At 64.3% G+C, this 14,568-nt stretch carries 14 protein-coding genes and 1 pseudogene; 13 read left to right on the top strand and 2 right to left on the bottom strand.

Annotated features, from left to right (window positions below; genetic code table 11):
- Positions 1-113: 113 nt before the first annotated feature.
- Positions 114-317, top strand: coding sequence for a DUF7130 family rubredoxin-like protein (locus tag ACOZ4I_RS13275; RefSeq protein ID WP_424000296.1), 204 nt, complete (start codon positions 114-116; stop codon positions 315-317).
- Positions 318-554: 237 nt separating this feature from the next.
- Positions 555-998 (top strand): hypothetical protein, encoded by a 444-nt coding sequence (locus tag ACOZ4I_RS13270; RefSeq protein ID WP_424004812.1) that lies wholly within the window; start codon positions 555-557, stop codon positions 996-998.
- Here ACOZ4I_RS13270 and ACOZ4I_RS13265 read toward each other — a convergent pair.
- Entirely contained in the window at positions 919-2,268 is a 1,350-nt protein-coding gene (locus ACOZ4I_RS13265; protein ID WP_424000294.1) for a right-handed parallel beta-helix repeat-containing protein, read from the bottom strand. The genes ACOZ4I_RS13270 and ACOZ4I_RS13265 overlap by 80 nt on opposite strands.
- A gap of 874 nt (positions 2,269-3,142) precedes the next feature.
- On the opposite strand from ACOZ4I_RS13265, the gene ACOZ4I_RS13260 reads away from it, so the two are divergent.
- The 11 genes and pseudogenes from ACOZ4I_RS13260 to ACOZ4I_RS13210 all read left to right on the top strand — a co-directional run bounded on the left by ACOZ4I_RS13260 (position 3,143) and on the right by ACOZ4I_RS13210 (position 13,828).
- Positions 3,143-4,561, top strand: a complete 1,419-nt coding sequence (locus ACOZ4I_RS13260; protein ID WP_424000292.1) for a sulfatase — start codon at positions 3,143-3,145, stop codon at positions 4,559-4,561.
- Between the two features lie 211 nt (positions 4,562-4,772).
- Positions 4,773-7,004 carry a type II/IV secretion system ATPase subunit gene (locus ACOZ4I_RS13255; protein WP_424000290.1) on the top strand — a complete coding sequence of 744 codons (2,232 nt, stop codon included), beginning with the start codon at positions 4,773-4,775 and terminating at the stop codon, positions 7,002-7,004.
- The gene (locus ACOZ4I_RS13250; RefSeq protein ID WP_424000288.1) at positions 6,994-8,883 is read left to right on the top strand and encodes a type II secretion system F family protein; all 1,890 of its coding nucleotides are present in this window, start codon (positions 6,994-6,996) and stop codon (positions 8,881-8,883) included. The genes ACOZ4I_RS13255 and ACOZ4I_RS13250 overlap by 11 nt, the downstream gene beginning before the upstream one ends.
- Positions 8,880-9,605: a DUF7289 family protein gene (locus tag ACOZ4I_RS13245; RefSeq protein WP_424000286.1), complete on the top strand. Its 726-nt coding sequence runs from the start codon at positions 8,880-8,882 to the stop codon at positions 9,603-9,605. Before ACOZ4I_RS13250 ends, ACOZ4I_RS13245 begins: the two co-directional genes overlap by 4 nt.
- The gene (locus ACOZ4I_RS13240; RefSeq protein WP_424000284.1) at positions 9,598-10,044 is read left to right on the top strand and encodes a DUF7266 family protein; all 447 of its coding nucleotides are present in this window, start codon (positions 9,598-9,600) and stop codon (positions 10,042-10,044) included. Before ACOZ4I_RS13245 ends, ACOZ4I_RS13240 begins: the two co-directional genes overlap by 8 nt.
- On the top strand, positions 10,034-10,249 hold the full coding sequence (locus ACOZ4I_RS13235; RefSeq protein ID WP_424000282.1) for a hypothetical protein: 216 nt from the start codon (positions 10,034-10,036) through the stop codon (positions 10,247-10,249). The genes ACOZ4I_RS13240 and ACOZ4I_RS13235 overlap by 11 nt, the downstream gene beginning before the upstream one ends.
- A 49-nt stretch (positions 10,250-10,298) precedes the next feature.
- Positions 10,299-10,967: pseudogene (locus tag ACOZ4I_RS13230) on the top strand (DUF7263 family protein); the annotation flags it as partial.
- On the top strand, positions 10,960-11,364 hold the full coding sequence (locus ACOZ4I_RS13225; RefSeq protein ID WP_424000280.1) for a DUF7262 family protein: 405 nt from the start codon (positions 10,960-10,962) through the stop codon (positions 11,362-11,364). The pseudogene ACOZ4I_RS13230 and the gene ACOZ4I_RS13225, both read left to right, overlap by 8 nt.
- Positions 11,361-11,891 carry a DUF7261 family protein gene (locus ACOZ4I_RS13220; protein ID WP_424004811.1) on the top strand — a complete coding sequence of 177 codons (531 nt, stop codon included), beginning with the start codon at positions 11,361-11,363 and terminating at the stop codon, positions 11,889-11,891. The genes ACOZ4I_RS13225 and ACOZ4I_RS13220 overlap by 4 nt, the downstream gene beginning before the upstream one ends.
- A gap of 1,130 nt (positions 11,892-13,021) precedes the next feature.
- Positions 13,022-13,381: a group I truncated hemoglobin gene (locus ACOZ4I_RS13215; RefSeq protein WP_424000278.1), complete on the top strand. Its 360-nt coding sequence runs from the start codon at positions 13,022-13,024 to the stop codon at positions 13,379-13,381.
- 264 nt (positions 13,382-13,645) lie between these two features.
- A complete protein-coding gene (locus tag ACOZ4I_RS13210) occupies positions 13,646-13,828 on the top strand; it encodes a hypothetical protein (RefSeq protein WP_424000276.1) in 183 nt (60 codons plus the stop codon).
- Between the two features lie 442 nt (positions 13,829-14,270).
- On the opposite strand, the gene ACOZ4I_RS13205 is transcribed toward ACOZ4I_RS13210, so the two are convergent.
- Positions 14,271-14,447 carry a hypothetical protein gene (locus tag ACOZ4I_RS13205; protein ID WP_424000274.1) on the bottom strand — a complete coding sequence of 59 codons (177 nt, stop codon included), beginning with the start codon at positions 14,445-14,447 and terminating at the stop codon, positions 14,271-14,273.
- Positions 14,448-14,568: the final 121 nt, after the last annotated feature.

Here is a 14,568-nt window from a genome sequence, read left to right as displayed (position 1 = left end):
TCTCTGGTCAGCCACGGAGCAGAGCACGGCTACGACCGATTGAATAGAGGGCATCGTGTGGGGCTCTGTTCTCTACACCGAGGGTGGGTTCTCAGATAGCCAGTACTCAACAGTTGCTCGAATCGCGTTCTCGACCAACCGCCGACGGTTCGTTCGGCGGCGACGAGAACGTCCCTGGAGACGAGATCCGCGAGGGATACCTCATGTGGCGCTGTCCCGAGTGCAGCGAGATGGGTGACCTCGCCGACGGACGGCCCGACGGCTGCCCGAATTGCGGTGCGCCGCGGGACGCGATCGCGAAGGCACGCGAAGACTGACACGTTCTCGTCTCCGACTGGGAACCGACTCCGCCGGGCGACGCGATGGCTACTCCACAGCGTCCGGCGGCTCGCACCGCTGGTGATGACACAACAGTATCACTGATGTGGTGATTCTGCACAAGACACATTAGCACGTCTACAGAACTTCCAGCTATGGGAACGCGACTCTGCCATCGGTTCGGCCCCGGACGGCTCCCGTACGCAGATCGACACGATGTCGGTGGCGGCATCACGATGGTTGCAAACGGGCTGTTGGCGATCGGCCTTTGGTTCGGTGGTAGGTGGCTGCTCAGTCTCGCTGGCGTGACGAACAGTACGCTCGGATTCGTCTTCAGTGTCGGCGTGCTCGCGGTCCCGATCGCGATTCCGACCTCGTTTCTCCTCGGGACGCTCCTCTGGCGAACGTTGGAGTCCAAAGACGACCGACAATTCTACGGCGCGCTGTTCGGCGGTGTGACTGCACTCGGCAGTCTCGCTGCCGGCGCGTTCGGACCCGCGCTCCTCCTCGGGATTTCGAATCTGATTCGCGGCGAGATGCTTCTCGGGGACGTAGTCGTCTTCACCGCGCTGATGGTGCCAGTGAGCGTGTTGGTCGCCGCTATCGCTGCTGGCTGGCTGGTCGTTCCGCTCGGTGCGTTCGGTGGGTGGTATCACGAACGGGCGAAGGCGCGTTCGTGACGCGGGCCTCGTCGCCGAGATCGCGGTTCCCCTCTGTCCTGTTCTCCTGCGCTCCCGGCGTCTCGTCCGTGTCTTCCCGGACTTCCAGTGCGCCGATGTCCGGTGCCGACCGTGCCGTCACCCACGTCAGCGAGTCGATGGTGTCGCCCCCATCGACCGGTTCCGATCCGGGTTCCGGTACGAGGAACCCGGGGTCGGACGGATCGGTGCTCTGGAAAATGATCCGGTCGTTGGCGGTGGTGAAGAGATTGTACTGCTCGGGATAACTGGTCCACACTCTGCTCTCGACGGCGTTCCCGACCGCGAGGTTGTTTATCAACACCGCGCCCTCGTTCTGGAAGTCGAAGCCCATGTCGTTGTTCCACGCCGTGTTGTGATACAGGATGAGCGGCCCCTCGGCGCCGTTGTAGTCGAATCCCGTTCCCTGTGCGTACTCGCCCTCCTCTTTGCGCACGTTCCCCCAGGCCAGGTTCCCGACGACGACGTGCCCGCTCGCGGTGTGTGGCCCGAACTTGAAGCCGTTTCCGTTGCCTGACTCGGCCAGTTCGGTCTCGCTCACTTTGCCGTTCTCCCAGGCTCTGCTGTAGAAGATGTCGTTGTCGTTCGACCGGTAGCCGTCGAAGCCGTCGTCGGAGTTCAGGTACATGTCCGTGCAGTACAACAGATTCTCGTTGGCGGTCTTGCCCTCCGGATCGGGACCCTGCTTGATTCCGACGCCGTCAGCGTGCTCGCCGGCGTTCATCGCGTCGTAGTTGTGGTGGAATTTGGAATGTCTGATCTCGTTGTGAGAGCTCTCGATCAGGGCGATTCCGGTCAGCACGTTGTGGTGGGACTCCACGTTCTCGAACACCAGGTGGTTCTCGCCGCCGCGTGCCCGAATGCCGAATCCGGGGCTCTCTTTCACCTCCATATTCCTGATCGTCCAGTAGTCTCCCTCGGCCGCGACCGCCGCGCCGAAGTCGAACTCTGGATCGTCCGTGTCCGGCGCTGAGAGCTGTGAGAAGTCCAGGACCGGTCGCTCGCCCGGCCGGCCGGCCAGCGTGATCCGGTCGTTCGGCGTCCCGTCGCCGTCTATCGTAATCGTCGAGTTCATCTCGTAGGTGCCGCCTTCGAGGTAGATCAGGTCGCCCGGTTCCGAGTCGTTGATCGCTCGCTGGATTCCAGCGGCACCGTCTTTGGGCGACACGGTGATGTCCGGTTCCCGAGGTTCGGGGACCTCGTATCGACAGACCTGCTGGTTCCCCGCGATGTGGACTGGCTCTGCTGGCACCGTATTTCCAGTCGCCGCGCCGTCCGCGTCGGAACCGTTCGAGCTGTCAGGATCACTGACATCGGTCGTTGTCTCATTGGTGACGCCGGCCTCGTCGCCGAGTGGCCCGATCCCCCCGACACTGACGCTAATCAGTAGTGTGCCGATCACCAGCGTCAGTACGATAGCCGCAACAGCGTAGACAGAGCGTTCCCCCCTGAAGATTTCACGGAGACCCATATCCATAGGACCGTTACTGACCACTCCAGTAAATAACACGCAGACGTTTTTGCGAGTGAGGGGCGTATTAGAGAGCGTGTACCACTGCGCTCTGGTGTCGAAGGGAGTGACCACCGGAGCGCAGAGTCGCCGTCGAGGCAGTAGTCAGTCACTTCCGTGTCTTCGAGACCTGTTTCGTGCGAGCTCGTCTCGTCGGGGTGTTCTCGGCGGGTGCGCAGGGCTATCGGCGTGGTGAGCAGGCCCAGGGCCGGCGAATAAATGCGGTGCGGACAGCCCGCGCTGGCGCTCTGAACCACTCTCTGCTGTCGGTATTGTGTTATCGTACCGATCGAGGCGGTTTACACATCGACACCACTGCTATCGTGTGATCGGGTGGTCGGTGCCTCTCGATGGCCGCCTCGATAGTCGCCCCACCTCGTCTCCGCTGGGATCTCGTCACAGTACGGCTGAATACGTCCTGTGGACGGAACGCCGGTAACCTGAAAGTAACCGTCACCTCCCTCGGGAATTCGCGAGGTTCGAGCGCGAGACCCGTCCGATCCCCGCCGACACCGGAACCCCACCGGCCCGTCCCGACCGGCGCTTTCTCGGGTTAGTTACGGGGGTGGTAAAGGGATTTGTAACTATGTATCGTCCGCTATTCGAACGGGTCGTGGTGGGTAACAGTGATATCCTCTGGGTGACGCTGGAGAGTGTCAGAGCAGATCATACGCCGATGTACGGGTACGAACGGAATACGACGCCGTTCATCGCCTCTCTCGCCGACTCGTCGGACGGGACGGTACTCGACACTTGCATCAGCCAGTCCATGTGGACGCCGGCGTCGACCGCATCGATCCTCACGGGGTCGTACCTGTCGACGCACAACGTCGGTCAGGACGGCAAAGTCAAGCGAAAGTTGCACTCGGAACTGGACACCCTGCCGGGTGTCCTCGCCGAAGCGGGCTACGAAACCGCCCTCTTCTCGCCGTCGACGTACATCAGTGACGCGACGGGGCTCACGTCCGGGTTCACGCACAGCGAACTCATCAAGCTCAGGAAAGAGAACTTCTCGACTTTCGACGAGACGGGACGGCTCAGCTGGAAGCTCGCCTTCAAGCGGTTCCGGGAGAATCCGACCCTGGATCTGCGCATGCTGAAACGCGATATCGAGAACAGCACCAACGAACTGCTTTCGACCCGGGTCAGGCGGTGGATGCGAAACGAGTCCGACACCGATTCGCCGGCGTTCTCCTACGTCCACGTCCCGTCGCCGCACCACCCGTACGTCCCCATCTCGGCAGTTGCAAAGGAGTACTACGACAGGAAAGACCTGCCTGCGGCCTACGACACGATCGAGGAGATATACGACGGAACGGAAGCGATCATGGACCGAATGGCGAACGGGAGCGAGTTGACGCCACAGCAGACCGAGATGGCCAAAACGCTCTACGACGCCGAGATCCGCTACGCGGATCAGACGGTCGAACGGATCGTCGAGGCCGCCCGGGAACGTTCTGATCGCGACCTGATCGTCGTCATCACGGCGGACCACGGCGATATGTTCGGCGAATACGGCCTGCTCGGGCACAACCTGGTGCTCCGAGACGAACTCATCAACGTTCCGATGGTCGTCTCCGGGATCGACGGTATCGTCTCGACGGAGACGGACGTCTCACAGCACATCGACATGACGTACACCCTGGCGAACCTGACGGACACCCTCACCGAGCAGTTCGAGGGGCGAGACCTCCGCGAGGGAGACCGCGAGTGGGCGATCAGCCAGCGCGGCGTCGCCCACCTCGACGAGTATCGGAAGTACAATCCCGAGTTCGATACGTCGCAGTTCTTCGAGGAACCCTACACGTGTGTGCGGACGGCGACCCACAAGTACCTCGGCAACCGCCATCGCGAGGTGCTGTACGACCTCCCCGACGAGACGGCGGACGTGAGCGAGGACAATCCCGAAATCGTTCGGGAACTGTCGGCCGTCGTCGACCAGGAGATCCAGTGGATTCCCGACTCGCAGGGCGAGGCGGCGGAGTACGACGACCGGATGCGTGCACAACTCCAGGACCTCGGCTATCTGACCTGAGACGCGATAGCGGAGGCGAGCAGGGATTGACCGCGATCGATGACCGCGTCGCCACCACCTCTTTTCACGATATCTCGCGGACGGCTAGCGAAGCGCTCCTCGAGATCCCACTGGTACGAGCGAGCCGTGGAACGAAACTATCCTCTGCCAGCAGGATAATTCAAACACAAATTCTATAAATTTAAATACGAATGGTTAGTTACGCCCGTGTATGACTACACGGGCCGAGACGAACGCCGCGCCGGTGGTTCCCGAACCGCTCCCACCGGACGACACCGACGCCTGGTACGCCCCGGACGTTCGCGAACAGGACGAGGTGTCGCCCGGCGTCGTCGTGACCGTCCGTCGAGCGGGGAGCGGCTTCCGATACGAGGTCCGCGAGCCGGTCCTCTCGGCTGCGGACGCCGATGCGCTGTCGACCGTCGAGTCGTACTTCGACGGCGCGCACGTCGAACGGCCCCGGACGCGCGAGGGGGCGGTCGAACGGATGGAGGGCGGCTTCGACGCGAAACACAGACGTGTCATCGACCGTCTCGTGGACGCGACGCCGGCGAGTCGGCGCAGGATCGAGTACCACGCGCTGTCGTCGCTCGCGTGCTTCGACGACCTGACGCCGTACGCACTCGACCCGCGTATCGACGTTGCCGACGTAACTTCGGACGGGGTCGTCGTGCACACGGACGACTACGCACCGGCGTCGACTGCTCTCGATCCCGACCCGGAGTATCTCGATCGCTTCACGAGCGAGCGCGTCGAGCGCCACACCGTTCGGTTCCACGAGTTCGAGATCCCGGTGATCGTCTACCGCGAACACCTCCTCGGTACGGACCCGTTCACGACGAAGTACGCCGTCCGCGAGCCCGACCTGTTGCCCGGCGACGAGCGCCTCATCGAAGTGTGCAAAGAGCGGGTGTGGGAGACCGGCGTCGAAGGGGTCGTCGAGGACCGCGTCGAGTTCGTCAGAGACCGCGCTCGCTCGCTGCTGGCGCGACAGTTGACCGTTCGAAACACGACCGAGTGGGTCGACGCTGCCCGCTACCGACTGCGGTCGGCGCTCGCGGAACTCGACCTCGCTGTCCCACCGGTCGACCACCGCTTCGCCGACGACCGACTCGACGACCTGCTGTACTACGTTCTCCGGGACCTCGTCGGCTACGGAAAGCTCACCGTCCCGATCCGCGACCACACGCTCGAAGATATCGAGGCCAACCGCGTCGACGAGCGGGTGAAGGTCCTTCCGAGAGCAGATCTCGGCCACGACGGCCGCGTCCCGACTAACCTCGCCTTCGACTCCGAGGCCGCGTTCGTCAACGTCGTCACCCAGTTGGCGGCCGACGACGGCGTCGAACTCAACGCCTCGAATCCGAGCGCGAAGGTCAACGTCGACCCGGACGGGACCGGCCTGCACGACGCCGACGACACCATCCGCTGTGCCGTGGCACTGCCGACCATCAGCGAGGACGGTCCGCACATCTCCATCCGCAAGCAGTCGGCCGACGCGATGACGCCGATCGACCTGGTCGAACGCGACTCGCTCCCGACGGAACTCGTCGCCTTGCTGTGGCTGCTCTACGAGTCTCACGGCGTCGTCCTCTTCTCGGGGCCGACCGGGGCCGGCAAGACCACACTCATGAACGCGCACATGCCGTTCATCCCCTACCGCGACCGGCCGATCAGCATCGACGAGGGATCGCGCGAGGTGCGCATCCCCCACGAAACCGGCGTCTCGCTGACGACCAGAGATCACGAGCGCGACCACCGGCGCGTGACGATGGCCGACCTGATGACCCAGTGCAACTACCTCAACCCCGACGTGGAGGTCATCGCCGAGATCAACACGGGTGCCTCGTTCGAGACGTTCGCCGAGACGCTCAACACAGGCCACGGCGTCATCGGGACGACACACGCGGACGACATCGAGTCGCTAGTCAACCGCGTCATCGAGAAAGGGTTGCCGACGTACCTCCTGGACGAGATCGACCTCGTCGTCTTCCCGCGGCACGTCGACGGCGAGCGCTACGTCGGCGAGGTGGTCGAGTTCGTCGACGACCCCGTCGGCACGGATCGCGACCGGGGCGGGACCATTCGGAAGGGCGGAACGACGATCCACTGGAACAGCGTCTGCCGGCGGCGACCCGACGGGAGTTTCGACTTCGCCTACGAGCATCCGCAGTTCGGTGACGACGAGCGCCGTGTCGACACCGGTATTCTCGACAGACTGGCGTCGCTCCGCGACGAATCGGTCCCGGCCGTCGAGGACGCGTTTCACCGCCGCCATCGGTACGTCCAGTACCTCGTCAGGGAGGGGCTGACCGACTTCGACGAACTGTTCGCGATCCTGGCCGATCTGGAGACGAACGAGGCCGCGACGGTCGAGCGTCTGCGGCGGCGGGCCGGTCGGGACGAGCCCGCACATCTGGAGGTCGACACCGGTGAGCAGTGAGGGGCCGACGCTCGGGCTGCTGGATCGCGGGCTCTACGCCCTGTTCGCTCACCACGCCGAGGACGATCGGCACGCGACCACCCGTGACCGATACCGGGCGGCGTACCCGCGAGCCGGATTCGGCGTCTTCGTGGCCCGTGTGTACGGGCTGTCGTGGCTCGCGCTGTTCGGCGGCACGCTCTGTACGGCGGCGGTCGCCCTGCTGTTGCCGGCGGCGACCTTCGGCTCACTGATCGCGGTGCTCCAGCAGAGCCTCCCGGTCGTCAATCGTCTGCCGCTCCCGCGCGTGCCCAGGCCCCTGGTCGCGGCCGGCATCGGGGCGTTCGTCGGCCTCGTGCTCCGGCGTGTCGTGTTTCTCGCCGGCAATCGATACCTCTCGTGGGTCGCGACCGCCCGGCGCACGGACATCGCGGCGACGCTCCCGGGAGCGGTCCGGTATCTCAGGGTGCTCGCGTCAGGTACGCACGACCGCCGAGAGATGCTTCGCGCCGTCGCTGAGCAGGATGCCTACGGCGAGACGGCCGTTGCCTTCAGACGCGCCCTCAATCAGGGTATTCTCACCGGCAGCCTCGACACCGGTATAGAGCGAGTTGCAAGCGAGACCCCGTCGCGAGAACTGCTCGCCCCGTTCCTCCTGAAGTTCCGTGAACACGCGAACCAGAGCGCCGAAGCGCTGGAGGGGTATCTGGAGATGGAGGGACGACTGCTCTCACACGAACAGAGCCGACAGCACGAGCGGGCGACGGGCTACCTCGAACTGCTGGCCGAGCTGTTCGTCGTGCTCCTGGTGCTTCCTGCGCTCGTTGTCCTCATCGTCACAGTCATGGGGATTCTCGCGCCCGGGCTCTCGGAACCGATCCCGACGCCCGTCGGCGAGACCACGGTCCGCGCGATCGTCGTTTACGGAAGTGCGGCGTTCGTCTTGGCAGCAGGCTTACTGGCAGCGTTCGTCGTCGCGACACTCAGGCCGCGGAACACGGCCGCACCGACCTACTCGCTCCCGGAAGACGCCGTTTCGATACTGTCGACGGTCCACGCGAACCCTGCGAGCGCGCTGGCCGCCTCGCTGCCACTCGGCTGTGCCGTCGCCGTGGGGCTCTGGTCGCTCGGTTACAGGCCCACCAACGTCGCGTTGCTGTCGTACGTGGCCGTCGGAGTCCCCGTCGGCGCGGTGACGATCCGGCGCGCCCGCGTCGACGACGCGAAAGACCGGGAGATTCAGGACTTCGTCCACGCCGTCGCCGGCCACGTCGCGCTCGGTCGCCCCTTCCCCGACGCCGTCCGTCGCGTCGCCGAAGACGTGGAACTCGGTGCGCTCTCCGAGGACGTGCAGTCGCTCGCGTTCACGCTCTCACTCGGCGATAGCCCCGGCGACTCCGCAGCCGACCGCCGGGCAGCCGCGCTGGACCAGTTCGTCGACCGCGTCGGGACGCCGATGGCCGAACAGACTATCGGGTTAGTCGTCGGCGCGCTGGACACCGGAAGCGACGCAGAAGACGTCTTCGAGACGTTACAGGCTGAAATAGGCTCTCTCTACCACCTCCGAAAGTCGCTCCGATCCGCACTGCTCGTCTACGTCGCCGTCGGCTGGACGACGGCGTTGCTCGTCGTGGGGATCACAGTCGCGGTCAACGTGTACGTGCTCGACAGTTTCGCGCAGTTGTCGTCGGTGTCCGGGAGCGCGACCGTCGCCTTCGATCCGAACGCGATCGATCCGGTCCGCGAGCGATTTCGATTCTACGTCGTCACGCAGGCGACGATGCTGGCCTGCGGGTGGTTCGCTGGGACGGCGAGCCGCGGCGTCTACGAGGCGCTCTTGCATTCCTCGGGGCTCGTCCTCGTCGCCTACGTCGTGTACGCGGGGGCTGGTCTGATTTGATCGCCGATACCGAGGCACAGTCACACGTCGTCGGCGTCGTCCTGCTACTCGGGCTCACCGTCGTCGCACTCGGCGGGCTGACGGCCGTCGTGGGGACCGTCGTCGACGGTCATACCGCGACCGCCGACGAGGCCCGCGTCGCGAACACGTTCGACGCGTCGCTTCGACCGGTCGAGCAAACGGGTCACCGGACGGTTCGCGTCCGGGTTTCCGAAGGGCGACTGACGACTGTCGACCGGGAGCTTCGCGTGCTCGACGACGCGGGCACCCAGCGGACCGTCCCCATCGACGCGATGGTGTACGAGTCAGACAGCAGTCGCGTCGGCTACCTCGGGGGTGCCGTCGTTCGCGGACCGCCGGGGAACGCACGACTCGAACGGCGCCCGCGAGTGACGGCCACGCGAGACGACACCGCCGTCATCGTCGGCGCGCCGGTCCTCAACGCGAGTGATGTGGCCGTCTCGGGAAGCGGTGGCGTGACGGCGACCCTGCGGTTGAACGTCAGCCACGAGCGCGAGACGCTCCCGGCTACCAACTACAGCGTCGCGCTCGAAACGGCGACGCCACGCCCCATCGAAGCGGCATTTCAGCGCGTCGGCGCGACGACGCGCGTCACCGACCTCGACGGCGACGGCGTCGACAGCGTCGTCGCCACGTTCCCGGGCGAGCGGACGCTGTACCTGATCCGCCACGACATGCGGACGGAGGTACGGCATGGATAACCGGGGGCTCAGCACCGTCGTGGAGAAACTGCTGAGCATGGGACTGGTGTTGCTGTACATCGGCTTGCTGTCGACCACGCTCTACGGCGGGACCGTCCCGGCGTACCAGAGCGCCGTCGGGGCGGAACTGGGGGAGCGAACGCTCGCCGAGGCCACGGCGCGTGTCGAACAGGCCGTCCCGCCCGACGCTCGGGTCGTCTCCGCCACCGTTCGGGTCGACATTCCGGCGACCATCGGCGGGTCGGGGTACAGCGTCCTGACCGACGGCGACGCGCTCGTCCTCGACCATCCCGATCCGTCTATCGGCGGACGGACGCGGCCCGTAGTCCCCGATCGGGTGACCGAACTCAGGGGAAGCTGGGAGAGCGGAAGCCCGACCGTCGTCACCGTCGCAGGAACGCGCGGCAACGTGACTGTGACCCTGGAGGATGACCGATGAGTCACTCGGACAGGAGCGAGACGAGCGCCGCACCGCCCACGCCAAGTGCCCCGAAGACGACGCCGAAGCCCACGAAGACCCACACCAGCGCGCCGGTGAACCCGGGGATGCCGGCCGGGGCGGCGACGCTGACGAAGCCGGCGACGGCGAAACACAGCACCGCGACGAAGCCGCCGACGAACAGCAGGTCGCCGGCGTCGAGTGACCTCACGCTCGTCCGTCCGAGGACGACGGCGAAAAAGACCGCGACCGCCCGCGGTCAGACCTCGCTTCCCGCGCTCGGTGTCGCGCTCGTCCTGTTGACGATCGTCACCGGACTGGGGGTCGCGATGGCCGATACCGCCATCGCCGGGGCGGACCGGACGCCGAACGAGCGACGGGTCGCGGCCGCCGTTGCCGACCGCCTCGTCGCGGCTGACGGGCCGCTCGCCGCACGCGACAACGTCCTCAATCGGTCGCGTGTCGACGCCTTCGACCGGGCGGCGCTCGAACGAACCGCACCGGCGTTGAGCGAGTACGCGGTCACCGTCGACCTGGCCGGGACCGAACTCGCGCGGAGCGGCACGCCGCGGGGCGGAACGCGGATCAGTCGCATCGTCCTCGTGGAGTCGAGCGAGCGGCGGACCCTCGCGCCGGACCTTTCGAGCGGCGATGCGGTGACGCTCCCCCGGCGAAGCGCGGAGGCGACGGTCACGGTCGACCCGCCGGCCGGAGCGACCGTCTGGGCGGTCCGCGCCAACGACCGAACCGTCCTCTACAACCAGAGCGGCCTGAACGGGACCTTCGAGGTCACGCTGAGTCCCTACGAGACGACGCGGCTCCGCTTCCAGCACGCCGGTCCGTTGACGACCGGGAACGTGACGGTCGGCTACGACGCGACGCGAGCCACGAAGGCGACGCTGGTGGTGACCGTCGATGCGTAGGGCGCAACTCCCGCTCTCGCTGGTGGAGGTCGCAATCGGGACGACGCTGATTCTCGGCGTCGCGCTGGGGTTCGCCCTCGGCACGCCAGCGCCGGACCGACAGGAACCGCAACTCGACGCTTACGCGGCCGACGCGGCGACCGTCCTCGCCAACGACGCGCCGCGACACGACGGCGCGACGCGGTTGCAGGAGGTCGTTTCGAGTCCGCAAGGCTTCGAGCGCGAGCGGGACGCGCTGGAGCGCCGCGTCGCTCGGATCCTCCCGGCGAACGTGCTCTTTCGGGTCGAGACGCCCCACGGGACCGTCGGAACGCCGACGCCGCGGCGGGTCAGCACCGGCGTCGCGACGGTCCCGACCGGCTACGGACGCGTCCGGATCACGGTGTGGTACGCGTGACCCGGCGCGGCCAACTGGTCCTTGTCGCGGCCGCGCTCGTCGCCGTCGCACTGGTCCCCATCCTTTTCGCGTCGATGCAACTGGGGTATCACGACGACGTGCGCGCGACGGCGGAGTACGACGACCCGAGCGTCGACGCGCTCCGGGTCCTCGACCGTGCGGTCGCGACCGAGAGCGCGTCGATTCCGAGACAGTTCGCCTGGGCCGCGAACGAGTCGGCGGTGACCCGTCTCCGCACGGATCTCCGGCCGCGCGTCGACCGGCTTCGAACGTCGCGGGTCGAGGACGGCGTGTACTATGCCGTCGCCTACAACGACACGGCGGCCGGTGAGTGGGCCGCCGCCAATTGTCCCACAGGTCCGGGCAGACAGTTCGGGGACTGTCACTCGGACCGCGGCGTCGCCGTCCAGAATCGGGTCAACCGCACGCACGTCCTCGCCGTCGGGTTCGACGTGACTACCACGACTGACCGCGGGGAAACGTCGGTGACGGTGGTGCTGCGAGCGACGGGTCGGTCGAGGTGGTGAGCGATTCAGTTGGAGGCGTTTTGTGACGGACGAATCTGGACTCGACCGAGTTACCCGGACCATCGTTCCCCCGGACTGGATCCCACGTTGAAGTACCAGACCGAATCGTGGGGTCCGGACACCGACGACGGCGGCCTCACCGACGGCCAGGAGACCCATGGCGTGCAGACCAGCGTGTTCGAAACCTCTTCTACTAGTCCAACGAATCTTGAAAGCCAGCAAGACGGTACTCAAGCAATCCGACACGGTTACTGATCTCGGAACGCGACTCGCGGACACGCGAGCGATCCGGCCCCTCTCACGCATCGAGAGTGCCAAAGACGTTTCCAAGGCACGCGTCACCGCCCGTATTTTGCTGGCCGGCGGAACTGAACGATAAAGTAGCGACCGACACAGCGATAGGACGAAACCATGCCAGCGGGATCGGCGGTCATGGCATTCTACGTCGGCGACGGCGAGGACGATGTCGTCGAAAGCGCGTTCGACGCGTGCAGAGACGCGGGGTTCGAGTTGGGGTTGATTCCCACGCCAGTCGGTGTGGATGGGTCGATCGGGTGCCCCAGGGTCAGTGCGTTCAGTTTCACTTTCACTCCGGGTATGGCTGACGCCCTTTATCCTGTACCTCCCACCGTCCCACATGGCCGTTACCGACGAACTCACCCACGGTTCACGCAAAGAACGCTGGACGACGATCGTCCTTCGGGAACAAGACGACAATCGCTGGCTGGCGACACAGGAGGGTGTGCCAGTTGAAGGCCATGGAGAGACCGCAGCGGCAGCTGCAACCGAATACTGCCGAAAGGTCTCGGAGGGGCATGAATAACGCTGTCAGCGAGAAACTCGACGAGAGCTGGTGGATGATGTACCCAGAAAAGCATCATACCCTAGCGGATCAGGTTGGTCCGACAGTCTATTGCGACTCATACCGCTCCGTATGTGACTGATTGAAAAGACTAGTGTGCCGTCACACTACGCAGGGCCGGAAATACGATTCCGACGGAGAAGAGGGACTCTATCTCGAAATCGTTGGGAATCTTCCGTCCATTCGGTTGTGTGATGTTGACATAAATCAATCGAAGATGTTCGCAATTGCCATTATGCTACTTCCGCGGGAATCCCGGGCCGCAACAATGGAGGAGCAACTCTACGACCAGATCGGCGGTCGTGACGCGGTCGAAGCGGTCGTGTCAGACTTCTACGACGCTGTCCTCAGCGACGAGCGAATCAATCACTACTTCGCGGACCAGGACATGACGGAGCTGCGGGCACACCAGATTCAGTTCATCAGTTCGGTCACCGGTGGCCCCGTCGACTACAGCGGTGCGGATATGCGCGAAGCCCACTCCCATCTCGATCTCGGCGAGGCAGATTTCCGGGCGGTGGCCGAACACCTCGAAACGGCGCTGCGAGAGAACGGCGTTTCAGAAGCGAACGTCGAGCGGATTCTCGGGCGAGTCGCGGAACTGAAAGCTCCGGTCCTCGGTCAGTAGTCCCGAAGCCGCCTCATTGCGTGGAAGTACAACAGCAGAATCACAGACTGGGAGACCCACCGCAGCACGCCGGATGGTATTTTTCCCACCGCTCTCACGTCGAAATTCTACGCCGACTATAGTAACAATTGAAACGAATTACACACCGATCGCACTGCAGTCGTGCGATCGGGTGTGCATTGACTTTCAATGGCTACTATAGTTGAACTCGATAAGCCGTGGTGGGACCGTACCGTCTTGCGGTTCCTCCACCACGAAAAGAAGATGTCGCAGGCAGAGATCGGACGGGCGTTCCGCATCACTCAGCAATCCGTTCAAGAGGTGATGGCCCGCAAGGACGTAGAGGTGCGAGCTGGTCGGGAGAAATCCACCGCCGTCGGTCGCAATCAGACACTCCTTGCGGACTTCGAGGAGGAGGACCCCGCAGGACTGGAGGACTTCATCTGAGGCGGCGGGGGATGCTTCTTACTTCATTTATGTACCATAGTAGACGTGTTACTATCATAGGGGGAGCGGTGCGGTGAGATAGTGCCGTGAGAGTGAGGGCCGTTAAAGGGCCAGAGATGTGACGAATTTCTTATGTATTCAACTCGGGATAGCCGTTGCTCTCTCAATTGAAGTTGAAAAATCCGCCGCGAGAAAAGTGTGTGCGGGCGGACTGAACCATGAGACTGCAACTGTGAACTCAGACATGAGCACGGAACGCCCCAACACGCCCCGAGGTTGCCGAGCAACGACGGCGGGCGCGGTCATCAGCCTCAAACATACCTCTCGCGCCCCTTATTCAGCAAATCCCCAACTAACTACCGGTGTGCTGTCAGGATCGGTCTGGCCGATACAGAAGTTGTCTGCCGCACTGAACGGCAACTCTCCCCAATCGACACTCTTGCTATCCGGTCTGCCACCCCATGAACTTCTCAAACCCAAAAGTAACGCCGAGAAAACCCACGGCGAACACGAACCAGCGGAACCCATCGAAGGTACCGGTGAACGCAAGCACGTTGAAGATGTACGACAACGATGCACCAACGAATGCAGCGACGTAGAGATTCCGTCGGATGTCCATGCAGGCGCTTCAAACGACAGTGTGTTAATTCTTCACCGGTGTGTTACACGAACGCGTACCTCGATTGTCGAGGATATCCAGAGAACGAGGGGTGACAGCCTCGGTGTCAGGGCACCTCGAA

Source organism: Haloarcula salina (genome assembly GCF_049603855.1).
Classification (GTDB): domain Archaea; phylum Halobacteriota; class Halobacteria; order Halobacteriales; family Haloarculaceae; genus Haloarcula; species Haloarcula salina_A.
Note: the sequence above shows the minus strand (reverse complement) of the source record. Positions and strands in the feature narration are given on the sequence as shown.